This is a genomic window from Pseudomonas sp. GL_093 (assembly GCF_057837605.1).
Genome location: NZ_CM174448.1, coordinates 5,758,147 through 5,781,352 on the forward strand (window position 1 = coordinate 5,758,147; position 23,206 = coordinate 5,781,352).

The following is a 23,206-nucleotide window of genomic DNA, read 5'->3' on the forward strand; positions in this document are numbered from 1 at the left end:
TTACTGCGCCAGATGGAGCAACAGGAAATCAATGAACGCCCTCGATTTGTGGGGCAAATGCGGGCTGTTGGGGAACACCACGCTGACTGACTGAGAGGGCAGCGAATAGTCGGGTAACAACCGGATCAGCCGCTCGCTGGCGATGTCGTCCTTGACCACCCAGGAGGGCAGCACCGAAACACCTAGCGACGACAACGTCATGGATCGGATGGCCGTGGAAGAATTGGATTCAAACTGATTGATCCCATTGATCTCGGCATCACCCAATTGCGGATGGCGCAGCGTCCATTGAGTGGGCGCCTGCAGGTTGCTATTGGCAATCCACGGCACCGCATTCAGGTCCTGAGGTTTTTGCACTGGGTGACGTGCAAGGAACGTCTTGGTAGCCACCAGGACAATCTCATAATCCGCCAGTTTACGGCTCTTGAATGCAGAGTCCGCCAAGTTACCCAAACGGATAACCAGGTCTAACTTTTCCGCCACCAGGTCATTGAGTGACGCGTTAAAGTTATAACAGAGTTTTATCTCCGGGTAGCGCTCTATAAATTGCGGAATCAACGGCAGAATATACGCCTCACCGTATTCACTGGTGGAACTGAAGCGCAATTTACCGGCAACCCGGTTATGCCCTTTTAATACATTGTCAAAGGCATTATCTATATCCGCGACAATACCTTTGAACTCTTCATAAAAATCCTGGCCTATTTCAGTGAGGGATATATTTCGGGTATTGCGAATCAACAACGTCGCTGACAGCACATCCTCCAGCGCCTTGACATGCAGGCTGGCCATGGCTTTGCTGATGCTCAGGTAATTGGCGGCCTTGGTGTAAGAACCAAAATCGACCACGGCCAGAAATGTCTGGACCCGATTAAGATGAGTGTGCATAGCAAAATGGCTCACTGTTAAATCCCGTCAAACATTGTTTCAAGGATAGTCGTATCGACAGTTCAAGTCCACCGCCCCTATGCTTTGCGGCAAAGGGGAAACAACATGACCTATCGCTACAAAGTTGCACTAATATTCCTGATCGGCTTTTTTATAGACTGCATTAACATCTTTATGTCGGCGGTCGCATTACCCAGTATATCGACGGCGCTGCACGTTAGTACTTCAGACGTTGCCTGGGTGGCTAATGCTTATATTCTCGGGCTGACGCTGATTATCCCGGTCAGCACTTGGCTGGCCGGTCGTTTTGGCAGCCGGGAAATCCTCACCGCCTCGATGATCGTATTCACAGGCTCCGTGTGGATGTGTGGACTGGCCAACAGTTTCAACGAACTGGTGATCTGGCGCTTCGTCCAGGGCGTTGGCGGCGGACTGTTGATTCCTGTCGGCCAGGCGCTGACGTTCAACCTGTTCAAGGGTGAGCAGCGGGCGAAAATATCCACATTGGTCATGGCCGTTGCCCTGATAGCGCCCGCCATTTCACCTACCATCGGCGGCGTCATCGTCGACAGCAGTTCCTGGCGCTGGGTCTTCTACAGCAACATTCCGTTCTCGCTGATCGCGGCATTGCTGTCCTGGTTCTGGATCAACGAAACGCGCCCGACGAGTTTGCCCAGACCCGACATCAAGGGCTTGCTGCTGGTTAGCGCGGCGCTCGGCAGCCTGCTGATGGGAATGTCGTTGTATGGCGGCGACGCTCCGGCAGGGGTGGCCGCCCTCTTCGTCATGGCCGGAGTTACTTTCGTCGTGCTGTACGGGCTGCACTACCGCACCTGCAAAAACCCGATCATTGAACTGAGCCTGCTCAAAAGCAAAAAACTCAGCACCTCCATTTTTATCTATTACGCGATTCCAGGTGTGTTCACCGGAGTCAACTTGATGAGCATCTTCTTCCTGCAAAACACCCTGCACTTCAGCGCCCGACTGACAGGGATGTTCATGATCCTGTATGCCATCGGCGCGTTCATCGCGATGTTGATCTGTGGCCGGGTCTATAACCGGATGGGCGCAAAGCGGCTGTTTGCCTTGGGCATGCTGTTACACAGCGCCGGCATTGCCACCCTGTTACTGGTGAACAATCCCTCAGACCTTTGGATGATTGTCATCGCCTACAGCTTGATGGGGATCGGCGGCGGCATCGGTGCCAACACAGCACAAACCACGTCATTGATGGACTTTGAGGGCAGTGACACCCACAAGGCCAGTGTCATCTGGAACATCAACCGACAGATGTCATTCAGCATCGGCGCTGCCCTCTTCCTGATGGTTTTCAACCTGCTCTTGAAGCATTTCGATACCACCCAGGCGTACCACGTGACCTTCGCCATCGCCGCGCTGGTGGGCCTGTTTCCACTCTTTCAACTGAGTCAGTTGAACACTCAAAAGGACTGTCATGCACAACAAAATAGTTGAACAGGCGCACCACAGCATTCATCACGTGCACGCGTTGATCCACACCCTGTTCACCGATTCAAACGGTGAGGGGCAGGCCGCTTTCGAGCCGCTGATGTCAGCATTCGCCGAGCACTTCACCATGGTTACCACTTCGGCCGCCATCGTCAGCCGGGCGATGGTTGAACAGATGTTCAAGGGTGCGGTCGGCGCCAAGCCAGGTCTGGAGATCGTCATCAGTGACCTGCAGACGGTATGGCAAGAAGGCGCCAGCGTGGCGATCCGCTACAAGGAAACCCATCGCCTCAACCAGCGCGAAAGCTCACGGGTTTCGGTGGCGATCATTGGCATCCATCACCACAACGCCCAATGGACCTACCTGCATGAAACGCCGCTAAGCCAGGAAAGCTGATTCTCGTATGAACTACACAATCACTGACTCTTATCTGGCCAATAGGGTGTTAGCGGACAAAAACACCATTCGGTTTTCCGAACGCGACCTGTCGGTCGATTCGGTTAACCGGATTTCTCCGACATCAAAAACCTCGCCACAAATATTTAATCTCCTTATAAATCAATAGTTTGATCTACTCAGCCTGGCCTGGCACGAGTCATGCTCTACACTCTTGGACGAATGTCCGCTGAGCCAACCCTTCAGGAGCCGGCAAGCATTCAAAGCACAAAAAGGGCCGATGAACTGGCTCCATATAAAAACAATGTCGAGGAAAATTTGATGCGCATCGTTCCCCATCTCCTGGGCGCAGCCATTGCTGCCGCTCTGATCAGCACTCCAGTTTTCGCCGCCGAACTCACCGGCACCCTGAAGAAGATCAAAGAGTCCGGCGTTATCACCCTCGGGCATCGTGACGCTTCCATTCCGTTTTCCTATATCGCGGACGCTTCCGGCAAACCGGTTGGCTACTCCCACGATATCCAGCTGAAAATCGTTGAAGCCATCAAAAAAGACCTGGACATGCCGAACCTCCAGGTCAAATACAACCTGGTGACCTCGCAAACCCGTATCCCGCTGGTGCAGAACGGCACCGTGGACGTCGAGTGCGGCTCCACCACCAACAACGTCGAGCGTCAGCAGCAAGTTGACTTCTCCGTCGGCATCTTCGAAATCGGCACCAAGCTGCTGGCCAAGAAAGATTCGCCTTACAAAGACTTCGCCGACCTCAAAGGCAAGAACGTCGTAACCACCGCCGGCACCACGTCCGAGCGCATCCTCAAGTCGATGAACGCCGACAAGCAGATGGGCATGAACGTCATCTCCGCCAAAGACCACGGCGAATCCTTCCAGATGCTGGAATCGGGTCGTGCCGTCGCGTTCATGATGGACGACGCCTTGCTGGCCGGTGAAATGGCCAAGGCCAAGAAGCCAACCGATTGGGCCGTGACCGGTACTGCACAGTCCTACGAAATCTACGGCTGCATGGTCCGCAAGGGCGACGAGCCGTTCAAGAAGGCCGTGGATGACGCCATCGTTGCGACCTACAAGTCCGGCGAGATCAACAAGATCTACGAAAAATGGTTCATGCAGCCAATCCCGCCAAAAAACCTGAACCTGATGTTCCCGATGAGCGACGAGCTCAAGGCCCTGATCGCCAATCCGACCGATAAAGCGGCTGACGAAAAGAAATCCTGATTTCTGACTAACCTTATCTCCTGAGAGGGCCGCTGCCCTTTCAGGGGATAGTCACTCCCTGCTGGCATTTCTGGAAACACTCGAACCGGTGGTTGTCGAGCCGCTCGTGTGTGCCTGATCTTCAATCGGGCGGGAACGGAGCTTCCCCAGGCGGGCACTTGTACATCGAACGATCTGAGGGGAGACCCTAATGAATTACAACTGGGACTGGGGCGTGTTCTTCAAGTCCACCGGCGTGGGCAGCGAGACGTATCTCGACTGGTACGTCGCCGGTTTGGGCTGGACCATCGCCATCGCCGTCGTGGCCTGGATCATTGCCCTGCTGCTGGGCTCGATTCTGGGTGTCATGCGCACCGTGCCGAACCGCATCGTATCGGGCATCGCGACCTGCTACGTGGAACTCTTCCGTAACGTGCCGCTGCTGGTTCAGCTGTTCATCTGGTACTTCCTGGTGCCCGATCTGCTGCCTCCGGACCTGCAAGAGTGGTACAAGCAGGATCTCAATCCGACCACCTCGGCTTACCTCAGCGTCGTCGTCTGCCTGGGTCTGTTCACCGCCGCCCGCGTTTGCGAACAAGTGCGTACCGGTATCCAGGCGCTGCCTCGCGGCCAGGAATCCGCCGCTCGTGCCATGGGCTTCAAGCTGCCGCAAATCTACTGGAACGTGCTGCTGCCCCAGGCTTACCGGATCATCATTCCGCCGCTCACCTCGGAATTCCTGAACGTGTTCAAGAACTCTTCGGTCGCGTCGCTGATCGGCCTGATGGAGTTGCTTGCGCAGACCAAACAGACCGCCGAGTTCTCCGCCAACCTGTTCGAAGCCTTCACCCTGGCAACGCTGATCTACTTCACGCTGAACATGGGCCTGATGCTGCTGATGCGCATGGTCGAGAAGAAAGTAGCCGTACCGGGCCTGATCTCCGTAGGGGGTAAATGATGGAATTCGACTTCTCGGGCATCGTCCCGTCCCTGCCGGGTTTGTGGAACGGCATGGTCATGACCCTGCAACTGATGGCGCTGGGCGTGTCCGGCGGGATCATCCTCGGCACGATCCTGGCGCTGATGCGCCTGTCCCACAGCAAACTGCTGTCGAACATTGCCGGCGCCTACGTTAACTACTTCCGCTCGATTCCGCTGCTGCTGGTCATCACCTGGTTCTACCTGGCGGTGCCGTTCGTACTGCGCTGGATCACCGGCGAAGACACCCCGATCGGCGCGTTTGCCTCGTGCATCGTGGCGTTCATGATGTTCGAAGCGGCGTACTTCTGCGAAATCGTCCGGGCCGGTGTGCAGTCGATTTCCAAGGGCCAGATGGGTGCATCCCAAGCCTTGGGCATGACGTATGGCCAGATGATGCGTTTGATCATCCTGCCGCAAGCGTTCCGCAAAATGACCCCGCTGCTGCTGCAACAGAGCATCATCCTGTTTCAGGACACCTCGCTGGTCTACGCGGTCGGTCTGGTGGACTTCCTCAATGCCTCGCGTGCCAGTGGCGACATCATCGGTCGCTCCAACGAGTTCCTGATCTTTGCAGGTCTCACGTACTTCACAATCAGCTTTGCCGCCTCGCTGCTGGTCAAGCGTCTGCAAAAAAGGTTTGCCGTATGATCTCTATCAAGAATGTCAACAAGTGGTATGGCGACTTCCAGGTACTGACTGACTGCAGCACCGAGGTCAAAAAAGGCGAAGTGATTGTGGTGTGCGGGCCGTCCGGTTCCGGCAAATCCACCCTGATCAAATGCGTCAATGCCCTGGAACCGTTCCAGAAAGGCGACGTGGTGGTCGATGGCACCTCCATCGCCGACCCGAAGACCAACCTGCCGAAACTGCGTTCGCGCGTTGGCATGGTGTTTCAGCATTTCGAACTGTTCCCGCACCTGACCATCACCGAAAACCTGACCATCGCGCAGATCAAGGTGTTGGGCCGCAGCAAGGAAGAAGCCACCAAGAAAGGCCTGCAACTTCTGGAGCGCGTCGGCCTCTCGGCACACGCTCACAAGCACCCGGGCCAGCTCTCCGGTGGTCAGCAACAGCGTGTGGCGATTGCCCGTGCGCTGGCGATGGACCCGATCGTCATGCTGTTCGACGAACCGACCTCGGCGCTTGACCCTGAAATGGTCAACGAAGTACTCGACGTGATGGTGCAACTGGCCCACGAAGGCATGACCATGATGTGCGTGACCCACGAAATGGGCTTCGCCCGTAAAGTGGCGGATCGGGTGATCTTCATGGACCAGGGCAAGATCATCGAAGACTGCAAGAAAGAGGAGTTCTTCGGCGACATCAACGCCCGCGCCGAGCGTACGCAGCATTTCCTCGCCAAGATTCTGCAGCACTAAGAAAGGCACCGCTCCCCAAATGTGGGAGCGGGCTTGCTCGCGATAGCGGACTGACATTCAACATCAATGTTGACTGTAATGGCCTCATCGCGAGCAAGCTCGCTCCCACAGGGGCCGGTGGTGGTGCTCTAAGTAAGTGTTGTGGTTGACCCAAGGCATCTGTGATGAAATGCGACCCCAATCTCTATCGCGCCGCGCCGCCATCACTCGCCGTGAAACCCCGTCTGATTCGCCATCTGTTCCTGCCGCCGCTGGTCATCGCCCTGATGATCGGGTTGGGTTACCTCGGCTTCTGGGTCAGTGAACACTACGGGATCCGCAGCCTCAGCGAGAACGGCCAGCGTCAGCTGGAACTGCACGCCCGCGCTGTCGAGAGCGAGATCAGCAAGTACACCTACCTGCCCAGCCTGCTGGAACTCGAATCCAGTGTTTCGAAGCTGTTGGCCGACCCGTCACCGGAACACCGGCAGACGGTCAACGAATACCTCGAAGGCCTGAACCGGCGCAGCCGCAGTCGGGCTATCTATGTGATGGACACCACCGGCCGTGTCATGGCCACCAGTAACTGGCGCGATGTCGACAGTTACCTGGGCGAAGACCTGTCCTTCCGCGCCTATTTCCAGAATGCCGTTCGCGGTCAGCCGGGGCGCTTCTATGGCATCGGCAGCACCAGCGGCGAACCCGGTTACTACCTGGCTCATGGCCTGGAAGAACACGGCAAGATCATCGGCGTCGCGGTGGTCAAGGTCCGACTCGAAGCCATGGAAGAACGCTGGCAGCGCGCGCGGCTGGAAGCTTTCGTCAGCGATGAAAACGGCATCATCATTCTTTCCAGCGATCCGGCACGGCGCCTGAAATCGGTTGTTCCGTTGAGCGACGAAACGAAAGAAAAGCTGGCCCGCAGCCTTCAGTACTACTGGTTCCCACTGAACGAACTGCAACCGCTGGCCCGGGAAAAACTGGCCGAAGGCGAGGAAAAACTCACCTTCCCCGCCAACAGCGAAGTGGAATCAGATGAAGAGGACATCAGCTACCTGTCGCAAACCCGGCCATTGAGCGATACCCCGTGGAATTTCACCCTGCTCACCCCCCTGCAGGATTTGCGCCGCGAAGCGATCAGTCAGGGGATTCTGGTGGCGGTGGCGTTTGCCCTGGTGGCGTTCCTGCTGATCGCCTGGAACGAGCGGCGCAAGGTCATTGCCACCCGCCTCGCCGCCCGGGAAGCCTTGCAGGAAGCCAACAATCAACTGGAGCGTCGGATTACCGAACGCACCACTGATCTGCGCGCCAGCAACGAACGGCTCAAGGGACAGATCCGCGAACGGCGTCTGGCCGAAGAGACGCTACGCCGCGCCCAGGATGAACTGGTGCAGGCGGGTAAACTCGCGGCCATCGGCCAGATGTCCACCAGCATCGCCCACGAATTGAACCAGCCACTGGCGGCGCTGCGAACCTTGTCCGGCAACACCGTGCGGTTTCTGGAACGCGGTCAACTGGACGTTGCCAGCACCAACCTCAAGACCATCAACGAACTGATCGACCGCATGGGCCGGATCACCGCCAGCCTGCGTTCGTTTGCTCGCCGCGGAGACGACAAAGGTCAGGCCAGCCTCGGCAAAGCAGTGGATGCGGCCTTGCAGCTGCTCGGTGGTCGCGTGGAAAGCGCGCATCTTCAGTTGCACCGAGACTTCGCCGATCTGCAGGTGCAGATCGACCAGACCCGCCTGGAGCAGATTCTGGTCAACCTGATCGGCAACGCCCTCGACGCCATGCAGGCACAGCCGCTGCCGGAATTGTGGCTCGAAGGCGAAGAGTTCGATGGCAAATATCGCCTTCGTGTGCGCGACAACGGCCACGGCATCGACGTCGAAGCACGCAAACATCTGTTCGAACCGTTCTTCACCACCAAGCCCGGCGAACAGGGGCTGGGCCTCGGCCTGACCCTTTCCGCCAGCCTGGCCGCCGCCACCGGCGGGCACCTGGGTGTCGAGCACCCGGCCAGCGGTGGCACCACCTTCGTCCTCAGTTTACCGTTGGTAAGCCCCACTCACGCCGAGCCAATATGAACAACGACCTTAGTGTGCTGATCGTCGAAGACGACCCCCATGTGCTGCTCGGCTGCCAACAGGCGCTGACCCTGGAAGACATTCCCTGCGTGGGCGTCGGTAGCGCCGAAGAAGCGCTGGAGCGGGTCGGCGACAACTTTGCCGGCATCGTCATCAGCGACATCCGCCTGCCGGGTATCGATGGCCTGGAATTGCTGACCCGACTCAAGGCCCGCGACCGCAGCCTGCCAGTGGTACTGATCACCGGTCACGGCGACATCTCCATGGCTGTTGGTGCGATGCAGAAAGGCGCCTATGACTTCATGGAGAAACCCTTCTCCCCCGAACGTCTGGTCGATGTGGCGCGCCGTGCGCTGGAGCAACGCAGCCTCGCGCGGGAAGTCTCTTCGTTGCGTCGGCAACTGGCGGAACGGGATTCCCTCGAAGGCCGGATCATCGGCCGCTCACCCGCCATGCAGAACCTGCGGGAATTGATCGCCAACGTTGCCGATACCTCGGCCAACGTGCTGATCGAAGGCGAGACCGGCACCGGTAAAGAGCTGGTTGCGCGTTGCCTGCACGACTTCAGTCGGCGGCACACCAAACAGTTCGTCGCGCTGAACTGCGGTGGCCTGCCGGAGAACCTGTTCGAAAGCGAAATCTTCGGCCATGAAGCCAACGCCTTCACTGGCGCCGGCAAGCGGCGGATCGGCAAGATCGAACACGCCGACGGCGGCACGCTGTTCCTCGACGAAGTGGAAAGCATGCCGCTGCCACTGCAAATCAAACTGCTGCGGGTATTGCAGGAACGCACCCTGGAACGCCTCGGCTCGAACCAGAGCGTGGCGGTGGATTGCCGGGTGATCGCGGCGACCAAGTCCGATCTGGATGAGTCGAGCAAGGCTGGCGAGTTTCGCAGCGACCTGTATTACCGCTTGAACGTGGTGACCCTTGAATTACCGCCGCTGCGTGAGCGCCGCGAAGACATCCTGCAACTGTTCGAACACTTTCTGCAGCAGTCGTCCCTGCGCTTCGATCGTGCCGTGCCGGACCTGGACAACCAGACCCTGTCGAACCTGATGAGCCACGACTGGCCGGGCAACGTGCGCGAACTGCGCAACGTCGCCGAGCGCTTTGCCCTCGGTCTGCCGGCCTTCAAGAAATCCGGCGCCAGCGGCAGCAATCAGGGCCTGGCCTTCGCCGAAGCGGTAGAAGCTTTTGAACGCAACCTGCTGAACGACGCGTTGCAGCGCAGCGGCGGCAACCTGACCCAGGCCAGCCTGGAACTGGGGATGGCCAAAACCACGCTGTTCGACAAAGTGAAGAAGTACGGGCTGAGCCACTGATGGACCTGATCTTCAAAGCAACCCTGGGCGCGGCCGTGGTGGTGATCCTCGCCGCCCTGGCCAAGACCAAAAACTATTACATCGCCGGATTGGTGCCGCTGTTTCCGACCTTTGCGCTGATTGCTCATTACATCGTCGGCAAGGGTCGTTCGCTGGAGGATTTGAAGACCACCATCGTGTTTGGGATGTGGTCGATCATTCCTTACTTCATCTACCTGGCGACGTTGTATGTGATGGTGGACCGGATGCGGCTGGAGGCTTCGCTCGCTGTGGCGGCGGTGGCTTGGTTGATCGCGGCGACCTTGCTTGTCACGGTTTGGGTCCGCCTCCACGCCTGACTTTTGATCGTTCCCACGCTCTGCGTGGGAATGCAGCCCGTGACGCTCCGCGTCACTGGACGCGGAGCGTCCCTAGAGGCATTCCCACGCGGGAGCGTGGGAACGATCTCCGGTCAGTTGACCGTACCGCCCTTCGCTTCACTCATGATCTGCCGAATCGCCCCGACAAACGTTTCCACTGGCTGCCCGCCAGTGACGGCGTATTGTCCGTTGAATACCACCGTCGGCACCGAACTGACGCCTCGCGACAGCCACAACTGCTCCTCTTCACGAACTTCTTTGGCGAATTCATCCGACGCCAGAATCGCCTCGGCTCGCGACCGATCCAGGCCAACGCTTTCGGCGATCTGCGCCAACTGCCCATGGTCGGACGGATTGCCGCCCTCGGTGAAATACGCCTTGAACAGCGCCTCTTTCAGATTGAACTGCAACCCTTCCAGTCCCGCCCAGAACAGCAAGCGGTGGGCGTCGAAGGTGTTGTAGATGCGACTGTTGCCGTCCGTGCGAAACGCAAACCCGACCTCGGCGCCGCGCGCGCGGATCATCTCGCGATTTTTCTGGGATTGCTCAGGCGTCGAGCCGTACTTCTCGGTGATGTGTTCGGTGATGTTCTGCCCTTCAGGCCCCATCTTCGGGTTCAGTTCGAACGGCTGGAAACGGATCTCGGCCTGCACCTCGTCGCCCAGCAAATCCAGGGCCCGGGTCAGGCCGTAGAGGCCGACGACGCACCAGGGGCAGGACACGTCGCTGACGAAATCGATTTTCAGGGGGGTACTCATCACACACCTCGCAGACTGGAACGCGCCGGAAAGCTCGAACCATACACCCGACGAGGCCGAGGTGGCAGCCGTTCCACTCCCCCTGTGGGTTAGAGAAGGTTGGGGGTTGCCACCGGATCAATCTGCGCCCAATGCGAGGTGTCTTCGCGGTGAGCCTGCAAGTACGGCAACACCGCCGCCAGCAACGGCGCCTTGAACGCCTCTTGGAAACGATGGGCCAAACCCGGAATCAGCTTCAACTGGCTGCCGCGGATATGCGCCGCCAGGTGTACACCGTGCATCACCGGCAACAGCGGATCAGCAGTGCCGTGAACCACCAGCGTCGGAACGCGCAGTTGATTGAGCAATGCCACACGACTGCGCTCGGCGAGGATCGCCATGATCTGGCGCTTCACGCCCTCGGGATTGAACGCCCGGTCATAAGACAGCGCCGCCTGATGCAGCAATACCTGCCGATCATCGCTCACCGTCGGGCTGCCCAGCGCCGCCAGCAGGTCGGCCTGTTGTTCCAGCGCCACTTCGCGATTGGGCGCCCCACGGCGCGACAACAGTTGCACCAACGCCGCACTCGGCGCCGGCAAGCCTTCGGCCCCGGAACTGGTCATGATCAGGGTCAGGCTCTCGACCCGTTGCGGCGCCATCGCCGCCATGTGCTGGGCAATCATCCCGCCCATGCTCGCGCCCAGCACGTGGAATTGCTCGACGTGCAACGCATCCATCAAGCCAAAAGCATCGTCTGCCATATCGGTCAGGGTGTACGGCGCCGACACCGGCAAACCGAGTTTGTAACGCAGCACTTCAAAGGTCAGGTTGGCATCGACGGGCGTTTGCCGCCAGGTCGAGAGCCCGACATCGCGATTGTCATAGCGAATCACCCGAAAGCCTTGCTGACACAGCGCGACCACCACCTCGTCCGGCCAGTGAATCAACTGCCCGCCCAGGCCCATCACCAGCAACAACGCAGGGTCCGACGCACGGCCGATGCTCTGGTACGCCAGGCTCACCTGTGCCAGATCGACCCGTTCGGTCGGAACATTGATATCGCAACGAGACGCCGCCAAGGACGGCAGGCCGAACAACAGCGCGGCCAGGAAAACCGCTGTGGAAAAAAATCGTGCACGCATGAAAAACACCGAAACGCAGAACTCCAGTAGAGCGCGAGTCTGATGAAGTTTGTTCAAGCGCGCTGCCACAGTTACGTGACAGTTTGATGAAGAGTGCTGAACGGTCATTTTCAGGACCGCGTTATCGTTCTTCGCGAGCAGGCTCGCTCCCACAGGATTGATGTCGTACACAACATCTCTGATCGACATAAATCCAATGTGGGAGCGAGCCGGCTCCGGGCGGCGTTCCGACGAAGGCGCCAGAATGAGCGCCGCAGGACTTTAAGCCAACTGACTCCGCAATTGCCGCGCCGCCGCCACCATGTTGACCAACGCCGCCTCCGTCTCCGGCCACGCCCGGGTCTTCAACCCGCAATCCGGATTGACCCACAACCGCTCGGCTGGAATACGCTTCACCGCTTTGCTCATCAACTTGACCATTTCGGCCGTGTCCGGCACCCGTGGCGAGTGGATGTCGTAGACGCCCGGGCCGATGTCGTTCGGGTAGTCGAACGCTTCAAAAGCTTCCAGCAATTCCATGTCCGAACGCGAGGTTTCGATGGTGATCACATCGGCGTCCATGGCCGCGATGGACTGGATCACATCGTTGAATTCGCTGTAGCACATGTGGGTGTGGATCTGGGTTTCGTCACGCACACCGGAGGCGCTCAAGCGGAAAGCTTCCACCGCCCAGTCGAGGTATTCCTGCCATTGCGCCCGACGCAGCGGCAAGCCTTCACGGAAGGCGGCTTCGTCGATCTGCACGATCTTGATGCCGGCGCTTTCCAGGTCCATCACCTCGTCACGCAGGGCCAGGGCCAACTGCTGCGCCTGGATTTTGCGCGAAACGTCTTCGCGCGGGAACGACCACATCAGCATGGTCACGGGTCCGGTGAGCATGCCTTTCATGACCTTGTCGGTCAGGCTCTGGGCATAGGTGATCCAGTCGACGGTCATGGCGTTCGGGCGGCTCAGGTCACCGTAGATGATCGCCGGCTTCACGCAGCGCGAACCGTAGCTCTGCACCCAACCGAAACGGGTGAACAGGTAGCCGTCCAGTTGCTCGGCGAAGTACTCGACCATGTCGTTGCGTTCGGCTTCACCGTGAACCAGCACGTCCAGGCCCAGGCGTTCCTGAACTTGCACGGCATGGCGGATTTCGCTGTGCATGGCGTCGGTGTAGTCGTTGGCCGACAGTTTGCCTTGCTTGAAGGCCTGGCGTGCCAGACGGATCGAACCGGTCTGCGGGAACGAGCCGATGGTCGTGGTCGGGAAGGCCGGCAGTTTCAACCGCGCACGCTGCTGCTCGATGCGTTTGGCAAACGGCGAGTGACGTTGGCTGTCCGCCGCCCCGATGGCGTTGATGCGCGCCTGTACTTCGGCTTTGTGGATACGCGGCGACTCGGCGCGACTGGCCTGAATCGCACGGCTCTCGGCGAGGGCGGCTTGCACCTTGGGCGATTGCGGATCGTTCAGGGCATCGCGCAGCACGGCGATTTCGCCGCACTTCTGCACGGCAAACGCCAGCCAGCTTTTCAGTTCAGGGTCGAGTTTGTCTTCGCGATCCAGATCCACCGGGCTGTGCAGCAGCGAGCAGGAACTGCTGACCCACAGGTTGTCGCCGAAGCGTTCCTGGGCCGGCTGCAGTTGCGCCAGCACTTGCTCCAGTTCGCAGCGCCAGACGTTGCGGCCGTTGACCAGGCCCACCGAGAGAATCTTGTAGGTCGGCAGACGGTCCAGCACCTGGCCGAGTTGATCCGGGGCGCGCACGGCGTCGATGTGCAAGCCTTGCACCGGCAGGCTGACCGCCAGGCCGAGGTTGTCTTCCAGACCGCTGAAGTAGGTCGCCACCAGTTTTTTCAGCGGCGAGTATTGAAGGATGTGATAAGCGCGTTCGAAAGCGTTTTTCCAGGCCTGTGGCAGGTCGAGGGTCAGGATCGGTTCGTCGATCTGCACCCACTCCACGCCTTGGGCGGCGAGGCGGCCGAGGATTTCGCCGTAGATCGGCAGCAGGCGTTCCAATAGGTCGAGTTTGTCGAAGTCGTTGCCTTTGGCTTTGCCCAGCCACAGGTAAGTCAGTGGGCCGATGATCACCGGTTTGACGTTGTGGCCCAACGCCTTGGCTTCGTCGACTTCGTCGAACAGCTGTTCCCAGCTCAGCTTGAACTGCTGGTCAGCGCTGAATTCCGGGACCAGGTAGTGGTAGTTGGTGTCGAACCACTTGGTCAGCTCCTGGGCGTATTGCGCTTTGCTGTGTTCGCCGCCGCAGCAGGCAGCCGTGGCGCCACGGGCCATGGCGAACAGGGTGTCGAGGGTCGGCAGGCCGCGCGAGTCCTTGGCGTTGTCGAAACGCTCGGGGATCACACCGAAGGTCAAGGAATGGGTCAGGACCTGGTCGTACCAGGCGAAGTCGCCCACAGGCAGCAGGTCGATGCCGGCGTCTTTCTGCAATTGCCAGTGGGTGGCGCGCAATTGGCGGCCGACGCTTTTCAGCGCGTCCTGATCCAGATCGCCCTTCCAGTAGGATTCGAGGGCTTTTTTCAGTTCGCGGTCAGCGCCGATGCGCGGGAAACCAAGTGTATGGGCCAGAGCCATGGTGAATTTCTCCCTGTAAAAGATGGCGCTATTGTCGACAGCCAACCCAACATGAGACAAACTCAACCTTTTCGTGTTGGTCACAAGTTTTCCTCATGGAGCCCCCAGTGCTTGAAATCCGTCACCTGAAGACCCTGCACGCCTTGCGCGAAGCCGACAGCCTGGTGGATGCGGCCGACCGCTTGCACCTGACGCAGTCGGCCCTGTCCCACCAGTTCAAGGAACTGGAGGAGCGCATGGGCATGCCGTTGTTCGTGCGCAAGACCAAACCGGTGCGCTTCACCAGTGCCGGTTTGCGTCTGCTGCAACTGGCCGATGCGACCTTGCCATTGCTGCGCGGCGCCGAGCGCGATATCGCGCGGCTGGCCGGTGGCACGGCCGGGCGTTTGCACATGGCGATCGAGTGTCACAGTTGCTTTCAGTGGCTGATGCCGACCATCGACCAGTTCCGCGATGCCTGGCCGGAAGTCGAACTGGACCTGGCTTCCGGGTTCTCCTTCGCCCCGCTGCCTGCGCTGGCCCGCGGCGATCTGGATTTGGTGGTGACCTCCGACCCGCTGGAACTGGCCGGGATCACTTACGTGCCGTTGTTCACCTATGAAGCGATGCTCGCGGTGGCCAACCAGCACCGTTTGGCGAGCAAGGCCTACATCGTCCCGGAAGATTTGCTCACCGAAACGCTGATCACCTACCCGGTGGAGCGTGATCGGCTGGACATCTTCACCCGTTTCCTCGAACCGGCCGATATCGAACCAGCGCAGGTGCGCACGTCGGAACTGACGGTGATGATGATGCAATTGGTGGCCAGCGGCCGCGGTGTGTGCGGCATGCCCCATTGGGCGCTGCATGAATACAGCTCACGGGGTTATGTGAAGGCCAAGCGGCTGGGCGAGAAAGGTTTGTTTGCGACGCTGTACGCCGGGATTCGCGCCGACATGCTGGATGCACCGTACATGCGCGATTTCTTGCTGACGGCCAAGGACACGTCGTTTTCGACACTCGACGGCGTCAGCGCCGTTCGCTGATCGTTTGCAGACTGGAATGCAATCAAATGTGGGAGCGAGCTTGCTCCGGGCGGCGTTCCGACGATGGCGGTTTAGCATGCAACATTTGTATCGACTGACACACCGCTATCGCGAGCAAGCTCGCTCCCACAGGGATCTTCGTGTTCCTTAGAGCTCGCGCCACATGTGGATCTTGTCGAAGTAGTCCTCGCCCACCCGCACCGCCTGCGGCTCAAGACCAAACTGGATGAAGCCGCAACGCTGGTACAACTTGAACGCAGCGTCATTGCCGGCGGTGACGGTCAGCTGGATCAACCTCAGACCTTTATGGTCCTGCGCTTCAGCCAGGGCGGCCTGCACCAGGTGATAACCGAACCCGCGTTGCCGGACCTTGCCCGACACATACATGCCAAACAAGGTCGCCTTGTGCCGGGCCTTTTCCCGAGGCTCGAAGGCCAGGCCGACGATGCCCGCCAACTCACCGTTTTCGAACGCGCCGAACACCACGTCCAGCTTGCTGCTCAGGCGTGATTCCCACCAACTCAACGGCATCACGGCGCGTTCGCGCACGCTGGAGGTAAACGCCTGGGGATGCAGGTCATAGGCTTCGAGCATCAGCGCCCGATAATCCAGGGCATGACTGGCATCAAGCCGTTCAATCCACATGTTCAAGTCATCCGTCGTTGTTCCAGCATCAGTCGCACCGCCAGCGCCGACAGCACGAACCCCATGAAATAGCGCTGCACCGCCAGCCAGGACGGGTTGTTGACGAACCAGGAGGCGATGCCCGCGGCGAACAGCGCGATCAGCAGATTGACGCTGAAACTGACGCTGATCTGGGTCAACCCCAGAGTGATGCTTTGAGTGAACACCGAGCCATGCTCAGGCGTGATGAACTGCGGAAACACCGACAAATAAAACACGGCGATTTTCGGGTTCAGGGCGCTGGTCAGAAAGCCCATGGTGATCAGTTTGCGCGACGAGTCTGGCGGCAACTGCTGCGCCTCGAACGGTGAACGCGCTCCCGGTTTGACGGCTTGCCAGGCCAACCACATCAGGTACAGCGCACCGGCCCACTTCAGCACTTCGTAGGCCATCGGCACCGCCAGAAACACCGCGGTCAAACCGGCAGCGGCCGCGAACAGGTGCACGAAAAACCCCGCGACCACACCAAGCAACGAGGTCACGCCTGCCTTGCGCCCCTGGCAGATCGAACGGGAGATCAGGTAAATCATGTTCGGCCCCGGCGTCAGTACCATCAGCAATGCGGCAGCGGCGAAAATCAGCAAGTCTTGAAGTGGAATCATGGGCAATCCTTTGTCCGGGAATAATCAGGCAGTTTCGGTTAACAAGGCACGATAAAACGGCAGGATCAGGTCCCGTGTCAATGGCGCCAGCGTGACATTACCGTCAGTGGCCGGGTCGATCCAGCGCACCTCTTCGATCTCCGCCGCAGGCGATACGTCTGAATCGATGGTCAACTGAAAGAGTTCGGCTTGTACGACAAAACCCGGCTCGTTGGCGGCCGGTGCCGAGAATTGCCCAAGATAAGTGGCGTGTGCCGGATCGATGACCAGGCCCAATTCTTCTTCCAGTTCACGGGCCAGCGCGTGGACCGGTTGCTCATGGGCTTCGATCTTGCCCCCCGGCTGCATGAACGCCTCGGTGCCGCGCTTGCGGACCAACAGCGTGCGACCGTCCGGACCGATCAACAGGGCGGCAGCGATGCGGATGAGACGGGGCGAAGCAGCGGATGACAGCGTCATGGATCAGGATCGTCCTTGGGAAAAGGCGCAAGGATCACATGGCTCCGCTACCTCGTCACGCCGAAAACATCTTCAAAGCACCACAGAGGGTTTTTGTAGAGTCTGGAAAAACTAACTGGCCTCGAGAACCGCAACGTCTTCCGGCACCTTCACGAAAATGCTGTATTTCGCGCCTTCCATGGCCTCGAAAGTGATCAACTTCTCCACCAGCGGCCCATTCAACACCTTGCCGGCGTTGAGCAGCAGCATGCCGTTGTCGGCATTAAGGTTGCGCGCCAGGATCATGCCCGCCACCAACTCGCGTGTGGTCAGCACCTTGATCGATGGATCGACCAGCGAGATGTCGCTCAAGTACGCGGCACACACCTGGATGAAATCCTCCACCAACTCGGGATCGTAGAGTCGCCCGGCATAGCTGCGGATGTAGACCAGCGCTTCATCACTGTTCATCAGCCGCTCGAGGATCAGCCCGCGCTGCAACTCGATGAAATCCACCGCCAGTTTCAACAGCCGCGAACCGAACGGAATCGCCTCGCCCTTGAGCCGGTCGGGGAAGCCGCTGCCATCCCAGCGCTCCTGATGATGAAGAATCAGACGGGCGGCGTCCTTCATCGGGTCAAGCGTCATCAACAGCGATTCGCTCTGCTTGGGATAACCGCGATAGCGCTCCCGATCGCTGTGATGCAGCAGGTCCGCGGGCGCAGTCATCATGCTGTCGGTCCAGCTCAGCTTGCCGATGTTGTAGAGCGCCGCGGCCATGGTCAGGTCGCGACTGGTGCCCTCGTCCAGGCCGTGAAGTTTGCAGTAGACCCGCACCAGTTCAATGATCTGGCGGTTGGTCTGTTTGGCCGGGGGCAAGCGCAGGTTGGCCAGCAGCGAGAACACCTCGGTGCCGGTGACATAGCTGTGCTTGAGCTCTTCGTAGGCCAGGTCGAGCATGTCGGCGGTCTGCTGGAGTTCGGCAGTGCGGGCGGCGACGTGTTTTTCCAGGGTGATGTTGAGCGACTTCAACTGGTCGTTCTGCAACCGGGTCAACTGCTCCAGGCGCTGGCGTTCGCGCTCGGAATATTGATGAGCCAAGGCCTGGCGCAAGGTCAGGAGCATTTCCTCGTCGTTCCAGGGTTTGCTGATGTAGCGGTGAATCTTCCCTTCGTTGATCGCTTTGATGATCGTCGGCATGTCCGCGTAGCCGGTGAGCAGAATCCGGGTGGTCGTGGGGTAAAGCTGATGGATGCGGGCCAGCAGCGTGGCGCCATCCATATTGGGCATGCGTGCGTCGGTCATCACCAGGTCAATGGAGTGTTGCTCCATGATCTCCAGCGCCTGGGCACCGCTGGAGGCCAGCAGCAACTCGTAGGGCTGGCCGCGTAACAGGCGACGCAGGCTGTTGAGGATTGACTCCTCGTCATCGACCAGCAGCACCTTGGGTTTATCGTTCAAAGTCGTGGGGAGTTGCTCTTCCATGGCGTCACCTCAAGTGAAACGGGCACATCGTTGTGGCAGGCCCCGAGGCAAACATCCCCTATTGCCGGAGCCTGACCTACAGGCTAGATGATTTTCAGCCCGCCACCGGAAATGATTCAGCTCATTGAGTTGCGCGAAGTGCTGGACAGGCGACTATGCTGAGCTGACTCGGATCCAAATCTGTACGTTCGGCCAGGTGATCAGGGAAAGGAAGCCCCTTCTATGAGTACACCGCATCAAACTGCTGCCGGTACTGGCGTATGTCGATAAATACGCTGCTGGCACGGACCAACCGACGGATTCTTATCGTCGACGATACGGCCTCGATTCATGCGGACTTCGCCAAGATCCTCAGTCCGCCATCGATCGATGACGATAGCCTGATCAGCGCCGAAAATGCCCTGTTCGGCACTCCTGCGGCGCTATCGCTGCAGAGCTTTGTGCTCGACTCGGCGTTTCAGGGCCTCGAAGCCCTGGACAAGGTCGAGACGGCGCTGGCCAACGACATGCCCTATGCGATGGCCTTCATCGACATGCGCATGCCGCCGGGCTGGGACGGGCTGGAAACCATCGAACGGCTGTGGCAGGTCGATCCCAAGTTGCAAGTGGCGCTTTGCACCGCGTATTCCGACTATTCCTGGGAAGACATCGACGAACGCCTGGAACTGGGTGATCGCCTGCTGATTCTGAAAAAGCCCTTCGATGCCATCGAAATCCGCCAGATGGCCAGCGCACTGACGGCCAAGTGGCAAATGACCGAAGACGCAGAACTGAAGATGTCGCTGCTCGAACAGGCGGTCGAAGAACGCACCCGAGAGCTGTCCGACGCCAACATCATCGTGCAGAACAGCCCCACCATTCTGTATCGGTTGCGCGGCGAGCCGTCGTTTCCGTTGATGTATATCTCGCACAACATCACCAAATACGGTCATGTCGCGGCGAAACTGGTCGCCTCGGCCAACTGGGCCCAGGAACTGATCCATCCCGACGATCAAACCAAGGTCGACACCGCCATGGCCCGGGTGCTGGACCGTCATGCGGCGGGCGCTTCCATCGAATTCCGGATGCGCACTGGCGAAGGAGCCTGGCGCTGGGTCGAAAACCGCTACATCCCGGTGCGCGACGATGAAGGCCGTTTGCTGGAAGTCGAAGGCATCATCATCGACATCACTGAACGCAAACTGGCCGAAGAGAAAATCGCCCTGCTGGCCCGCACCGACGGGCTGACCGGGCTGGCCAACCGTGCGACGCTGATCGAGCGGTTGCACCAGGCATTCGCCTCTGCGCGTCGGGGGGCGGCACCGTTCGCCATGTTTTACCTGGACCTGGATCACTTCAAACGCATCAACGATACCCTCGGCCATCCGGTGGGCGACCTGTTGCTGCAAGAGGTTTCCCGCCGGATCAAAGCCTGCGTGCGCGAAAACGATGTGGTTGCCCGACTCGGCGGTGACGAGTTCGCGATCTTGCAGCTGGACGTCGGTGACCCGACCCAATCCGCAGCCCTGGCCGCCAAAATCCGCGATACGTTGGTACTGCCCTACTCCCTGGACGGCAATGATGTGCGGGTCTCGGTGAGTATCGGCATCAGTAGCTGTACCCCGGAAAGCACCAGCGCCGACGGTCTGCTGACCCAGGCCGACATGGCGCTGTATCGCTCCAAGGAACAGGGTCGCAACCAGTACCACTTCCATTCCGAGGAGATCAATCAGGAGGTGGTCGAACGCATGACCATCGCCAGCGACTTGAGAGCGGCCATCGAACACCAGGAACTCGAACTGCATTACTGGCCGGAAGTGGACCTGAGCAGCGGCAAAATCCTCGGCATGGAAGCTCAAGTCAGCTGGAACCACCCTGAACGCGGTTTACTGGAAGCCTCGGCGTTCCTGCCCGCTGCGGAAAAGACCGGCACCATCGTCGCACTCGGTCACTGGGTGCTGGATCGAGCCTGCCAGCAAATGCGTCAATGGCGCGATGAAGGCATGGCGCCGCCGGTGATTGCGATCAAGCTGTCCCTGGCCCAACTCAAAAGTGGCCCCGAACTGATCTATGACGTGCTGCGCACCACCGCACGCTGGGAACTCTGCCCCTGGGACCTGCGCTTCGACGTCACCGAAGCGACGCTGGCCCAGACCAAATGGACCCACAACGATGTGCTGCCGCGCCTGCGTGAGCTGGGGGTGAAGATCGCCATCGACGACTTTGGCACCGAATACTCCTCGTTCGACTACCTCAAGACCTACCAGGTCAATCACCTGAAACTCGCGCAGGCCTTCATCGACACCGCCGCCCGCGATCCGGCCAGCGCGAACACCCTGCGCGCCATCATCAACTTCGCCCGTGAAGTCGGGATCGGCATCATTGCCGAGGGCGTCGAAACCCAGGAGCAACGCAGCTCGCTGATGGCCACCGGTTCACCGATGAACGCCCAGGGTTACTTCTTCAGCAAAGCGGTCAGCAGCCAGCAGGCCGCCGAGCTGCTGAAGGCCGGCAGCATTGTGCCCCCGAACCATGACATCGGGCCGATCCGGGACAACCCGCCACGCTTCACGGAGGACAAAGGATGAAAACGCCTTTCGTGCGGACCAACCGGCGCATCCTGATCATCGACGACACGCCCTCGATTCATGAGGATTTTCGCAAGATCCTCGGCCCTGAGGTTGAATGTGAACAGACCCTGGCCGGCGCTGAAGAAGCCCTGTTCGGTACCGTGCAGCTTGATCGGCTGACGTTCCAGCTCGACTCGGCCTACCAGGGTCAGGAAGCCCTCGAACTGGTCAAGCGCGCACGGGCCGAAGGTCGCCCCTATGCCATGGCGTTCACCGACATGCGCATGCCACCGGGCTGGGACGGCCTGGAAACCATCGAACAACTGTGGAAGGCCGATCCTCACCTGCAAATCGCGTTGTGCACGGCCTATTCCGATTACACCTGGGAAGACATGGCCGAACGGCTGGAGTTCGGCGACCAGTTGCTGGTGCTGAAAAAACCCTTCGACAGCCTGGAAATCCGACAGATGGCCAGTGCCCTGACCTGGAAATGGCAGATGGCACAGGACGCGGCAACGAAAGTCCTGAACCTGGAGCAAACCATCGAGGCGCGGGTCCACGAATTGCTCAAGGTGTCGCACCTGTTGCAGTACGACGTACTGACCGAGCTGCCCAACAGCACATTGCTCGGTGACCGGTTGAACCAGTCCCTGGCCCTGTCCCGGCGCCATGACAAGCAACTGGCGGTGATGTTTCTGGGCCTCGATCGCTTCAAGCGCATCAACAATGCCCTGGGCCACCCGGCCGGTGACGAAATGCTTAAACAGGTCGGGCGCAATCTGGTGGCGACAGTGCGCGAGTCCGACTCGGTGTTCCGCTACGGTTCAGATGAATTCGTGGTGATCCTCGCCGATGTCCGCCATCCCCAGCAAACCAAGGGCATCGCCGAAAAACTCTTGAACGCCATCCGCGCGCCCCAGCACATTGCCGGCCATGACCTGAGCGTGACCGCCAGCCTGGGCATCAGCATTTACCCGGACGACGGCTTCGACGCCATCGCGCTGATCAAGAAAGCCGAAACCGCGATGCGCAACGTCAAGGAAAGCGGACCGAACGATTTCAGTTTTTTCATCGACGAGATGAACCAGCGCGCCCGGGATCAGCAAAGCATCGAGAGCGGCATTCGCCTGGCGCTGGAACGCAACGAATTTGTCCTGCATTACCAGCCAAAACTAGACCTGGGCAGTGGCCAGGTGGTCGGTGCCGAGGCGCTGATTCGCTGGCAAAAACCGGGGCACGGTCTGATCTACCCCACGGATTTCATCAGTGTGGCCGAAGACAGCGGTTTGATCGTGCCGTTGAGCAAATGGGTGCTGGCCGAGGCGTGTCGACAAGCCTGCGCCTGGCAGGCCGCGGGGCTGCCGAAGATCTGTATGTCGGTGAATATGTCGGCCATCGATTTCCGTCAGCGGGACTTTGTCGACGGCATCGAACAGACACTCAAACAAACAGGTCTGGAACCGGCCTTGCTGGAGCTGGAAATCACTGAAGGCGTGTTGATGCAGAACATCGAAACCACGGTGAACGCCCTGACCCGGCTCAAGGTCATGGGCGTGCGGCTGGCCATCGATGACTTCGGTACCGGTTATTCCAGCCTGAGCTACTTGCGGCGTTTTCCCATCGACGTGCTGAAAATCGACCAGTCGTTCATTCGCGGTTTAAGCAGCGACAGCAACGACGCGGCGCTGGTCAGCGCCATCATCAGCCTGGGCCGGAGCCTCAAGCTGACCATCATTGCCGAAGGGGTGGAAACCCTCGAACAACTGGATTTCCTCAAGGCCCATCAATGCGAGGAAGGCCAGGGTTACTACTTCAGCAAAGCCGTGGAACCGGACGCCTTCGTCCGGTATCTGGGGTCGGTGAAGCCCTCTTCATCCGCAGCCACGTGAA

General features: G+C 59.4%; 20 protein-coding genes. 12 read left to right on the plus strand and 8 right to left on the minus strand.

Annotation, left to right across the window (positions count from 1 at the left end; genetic code table 11):
- Positions 1-888, minus strand: a complete 888-nt coding sequence (locus AC3IUE_RS26535; RefSeq protein WP_489268957.1) for a LysR family transcriptional regulator — start codon at positions 886-888, stop codon at positions 1-3.
- 105 nt (positions 889-993) lie between these two features.
- Between AC3IUE_RS26535 and AC3IUE_RS26540 the strand changes: the two genes are divergently transcribed.
- The 9 genes from AC3IUE_RS26540 to AC3IUE_RS26580 all read left to right on the plus strand — a co-directional run bounded on the left by AC3IUE_RS26540 (position 994) and on the right by AC3IUE_RS26580 (position 10,056).
- A complete protein-coding gene (locus AC3IUE_RS26540; RefSeq protein ID WP_489264229.1) occupies positions 994-2,361 on the plus strand; it encodes an MFS transporter in 1,368 nt (455 codons plus the stop codon).
- Positions 2,342-2,752: a DUF4440 domain-containing protein gene (locus tag AC3IUE_RS26545; RefSeq protein WP_489264230.1), complete on the plus strand. Its 411-nt coding sequence runs from the start codon at positions 2,342-2,344 to the stop codon at positions 2,750-2,752. The genes AC3IUE_RS26540 and AC3IUE_RS26545 overlap by 20 nt, the downstream gene beginning before the upstream one ends.
- Positions 2,753-3,073: 321 nt before the next feature.
- Positions 3,074-3,988: a glutamate/aspartate ABC transporter substrate-binding protein gene (locus tag AC3IUE_RS26550; RefSeq protein ID WP_046047083.1), complete on the plus strand. Its 915-nt coding sequence runs from the start codon at positions 3,074-3,076 to the stop codon at positions 3,986-3,988.
- 190 nt (positions 3,989-4,178) lie between these two features.
- Entirely contained in the window at positions 4,179-4,925 is a 747-nt protein-coding gene (locus tag AC3IUE_RS26555; protein WP_008156468.1) for an amino acid ABC transporter permease, read from the plus strand.
- A complete protein-coding gene (locus AC3IUE_RS26560) occupies positions 4,925-5,596 on the plus strand; it encodes an amino acid ABC transporter permease (protein ID WP_056742021.1) in 672 nt (223 codons plus the stop codon). The genes AC3IUE_RS26555 and AC3IUE_RS26560 overlap by 1 nt, the downstream gene beginning before the upstream one ends.
- Positions 5,593-6,327: an amino acid ABC transporter ATP-binding protein gene (locus tag AC3IUE_RS26565; protein WP_046047081.1), complete on the plus strand. Its 735-nt coding sequence runs from the start codon at positions 5,593-5,595 to the stop codon at positions 6,325-6,327. The genes AC3IUE_RS26560 and AC3IUE_RS26565 overlap by 4 nt, the downstream gene beginning before the upstream one ends.
- A gap of 164 nt (positions 6,328-6,491) precedes the next feature.
- Complete coding sequence (gene aauS / locus AC3IUE_RS26570; protein WP_489264231.1) at positions 6,492-8,393, plus strand: two-component sensor histidine kinase AauS; 1,902 nt, start codon at positions 6,492-6,494, stop codon at positions 8,391-8,393.
- Positions 8,390-9,718: a two-component response regulator AauR gene (aauR, locus tag AC3IUE_RS26575; protein ID WP_056742023.1), complete on the plus strand. Its 1,329-nt coding sequence runs from the start codon at positions 8,390-8,392 to the stop codon at positions 9,716-9,718. Before aauS ends, aauR begins: the two co-directional genes overlap by 4 nt.
- A gap of 8 nt (positions 9,719-9,726) precedes the next feature.
- Positions 9,727-10,056, plus strand: coding sequence for a GlpM family protein (locus AC3IUE_RS26580; protein WP_489268959.1), 330 nt, complete (start codon positions 9,727-9,729; stop codon positions 10,054-10,056).
- 113 nt (positions 10,057-10,169) lie between these two features.
- On the opposite strand, the gene AC3IUE_RS26585 is transcribed toward AC3IUE_RS26580, so the two are convergent.
- From AC3IUE_RS26585 to metE, 3 genes are all read right to left on the minus strand, one after another.
- Positions 10,170-10,835, minus strand: a complete 666-nt coding sequence (locus AC3IUE_RS26585) for a DsbA family oxidoreductase (RefSeq protein ID WP_489264232.1) — start codon at positions 10,833-10,835, stop codon at positions 10,170-10,172.
- Positions 10,836-10,924: 89 nt separating this feature from the next.
- The gene (locus AC3IUE_RS26590) at positions 10,925-11,959 is read right to left on the minus strand and encodes an alpha/beta fold hydrolase (protein WP_489264233.1); all 1,035 of its coding nucleotides are present in this window, start codon (positions 11,957-11,959) and stop codon (positions 10,925-10,927) included.
- 261 nt (positions 11,960-12,220) lie between these two features.
- Positions 12,221-14,533, minus strand: coding sequence for a 5-methyltetrahydropteroyltriglutamate--homocysteine S-methyltransferase (gene metE, locus AC3IUE_RS26595; protein WP_461999735.1), 2,313 nt, complete (start codon positions 14,531-14,533; stop codon positions 12,221-12,223).
- 107 nt (positions 14,534-14,640) lie between these two features.
- On the opposite strand from metE, the gene metR reads away from it, so the two are divergent.
- Positions 14,641-15,558 carry a transcriptional regulator MetR gene (gene metR, locus AC3IUE_RS26600; RefSeq protein WP_008155262.1) on the plus strand — a complete coding sequence of 306 codons (918 nt, stop codon included), beginning with the start codon at positions 14,641-14,643 and terminating at the stop codon, positions 15,556-15,558.
- Positions 15,559-15,705: 147 nt separating this feature from the next.
- Here the strand turns inward: metR and AC3IUE_RS26605 are convergent, their stop codons facing one another.
- The 4 genes from AC3IUE_RS26605 to nosR all read right to left on the minus strand — a co-directional run bounded on the left by AC3IUE_RS26605 (position 15,706) and on the right by nosR (position 18,767).
- On the minus strand, positions 15,706-16,203 hold the full coding sequence (locus tag AC3IUE_RS26605) for a GNAT family N-acetyltransferase (protein ID WP_489264234.1): 498 nt from the start codon (positions 16,201-16,203) through the stop codon (positions 15,706-15,708).
- 2 nt (positions 16,204-16,205) lie between these two features.
- Positions 16,206-16,844 (minus strand): LysE family translocator, encoded by a 639-nt coding sequence (locus AC3IUE_RS26610; RefSeq protein ID WP_056742029.1) that lies wholly within the window; start codon positions 16,842-16,844, stop codon positions 16,206-16,208.
- Between the two features lie 24 nt (positions 16,845-16,868).
- Complete coding sequence (locus AC3IUE_RS26615) at positions 16,869-17,303, minus strand: NUDIX hydrolase (RefSeq protein WP_489264235.1); 435 nt, start codon at positions 17,301-17,303, stop codon at positions 16,869-16,871.
- Positions 17,304-17,414: 111 nt separating this feature from the next.
- Positions 17,415-18,767, minus strand: coding sequence for a response regulator c-di-GMP phosphodiesterase, NosR family (gene nosR, locus AC3IUE_RS26620; RefSeq protein ID WP_489264236.1), 1,353 nt, complete (start codon positions 18,765-18,767; stop codon positions 17,415-17,417).
- Positions 18,768-19,027: 260 nt separating this feature from the next.
- On the opposite strand from nosR, the gene AC3IUE_RS26625 reads away from it, so the two are divergent.
- Positions 19,028-21,334 carry a putative bifunctional diguanylate cyclase/phosphodiesterase gene (locus tag AC3IUE_RS26625; protein ID WP_489264237.1) on the plus strand — a complete coding sequence of 769 codons (2,307 nt, stop codon included), beginning with the start codon at positions 19,028-19,030 and terminating at the stop codon, positions 21,332-21,334.
- Positions 21,331-23,205 (plus strand): putative bifunctional diguanylate cyclase/phosphodiesterase, encoded by a 1,875-nt coding sequence (locus AC3IUE_RS26630; RefSeq protein WP_489264238.1) that lies wholly within the window; start codon positions 21,331-21,333, stop codon positions 23,203-23,205. Before AC3IUE_RS26625 ends, AC3IUE_RS26630 begins: the two co-directional genes overlap by 4 nt.
- Position 23,206: the final 1 nt, after the last annotated feature.

Coding starts and splice junctions, on each gene's coding strand:
- AC3IUE_RS26535 (WP_489268957.1), bottom strand. CDS start 888: ATGCACACTCATCTTAATCGGGTCCAGACATTTCTGGCCGTGGTCGAT.
- AC3IUE_RS26540 (WP_489264229.1), top strand. CDS start 994: ATGACCTATCGCTACAAAGTTGCACTAATATTCCTGATCGGCTTTTTT.
- AC3IUE_RS26545 (WP_489264230.1), top strand. CDS start 2,342: ATGCACAACAAAATAGTTGAACAGGCGCACCACAGCATTCATCACGTG.
- AC3IUE_RS26550 (WP_046047083.1), top strand. CDS start 3,074: ATGCGCATCGTTCCCCATCTCCTGGGCGCAGCCATTGCTGCCGCTCTG.
- AC3IUE_RS26555 (WP_008156468.1), top strand. CDS start 4,179: ATGAATTACAACTGGGACTGGGGCGTGTTCTTCAAGTCCACCGGCGTG.
- AC3IUE_RS26560 (WP_056742021.1), top strand. CDS start 4,925: ATGGAATTCGACTTCTCGGGCATCGTCCCGTCCCTGCCGGGTTTGTGG.
- AC3IUE_RS26565 (WP_046047081.1), top strand. CDS start 5,593: ATGATCTCTATCAAGAATGTCAACAAGTGGTATGGCGACTTCCAGGTA.
- aauS (WP_489264231.1), top strand. CDS start 6,492: ATGAAATGCGACCCCAATCTCTATCGCGCCGCGCCGCCATCACTCGCC.
- aauR (WP_056742023.1), top strand. CDS start 8,390: ATGAACAACGACCTTAGTGTGCTGATCGTCGAAGACGACCCCCATGTG.
- AC3IUE_RS26585 (WP_489264232.1), bottom strand. CDS start 10,835: ATGAGTACCCCCCTGAAAATCGATTTCGTCAGCGACGTGTCCTGCCCC.
- AC3IUE_RS26590 (WP_489264233.1), bottom strand. CDS start 11,959: ATGCGTGCACGATTTTTTTCCACAGCGGTTTTCCTGGCCGCGCTGTTG.
- metE (WP_461999735.1), bottom strand. CDS start 14,533: ATGGCTCTGGCCCATACACTTGGTTTCCCGCGCATCGGCGCTGACCGC.
- AC3IUE_RS26605 (WP_489264234.1), bottom strand. CDS start 16,203: ATGTGGATTGAACGGCTTGATGCCAGTCATGCCCTGGATTATCGGGCG.
- AC3IUE_RS26610 (WP_056742029.1), bottom strand. CDS start 16,844: ATGATTCCACTTCAAGACTTGCTGATTTTCGCCGCTGCCGCATTGCTG.
- AC3IUE_RS26615 (WP_489264235.1), bottom strand. CDS start 17,303: ATGACGCTGTCATCCGCTGCTTCGCCCCGTCTCATCCGCATCGCTGCC.
- nosR (WP_489264236.1), bottom strand. CDS start 18,767: ATGGAAGAGCAACTCCCCACGACTTTGAACGATAAACCCAAGGTGCTG.
- AC3IUE_RS26625 (WP_489264237.1), top strand. CDS start 19,028: ATGTCGATAAATACGCTGCTGGCACGGACCAACCGACGGATTCTTATC.
- AC3IUE_RS26630 (WP_489264238.1), top strand. CDS start 21,331: ATGAAAACGCCTTTCGTGCGGACCAACCGGCGCATCCTGATCATCGAC.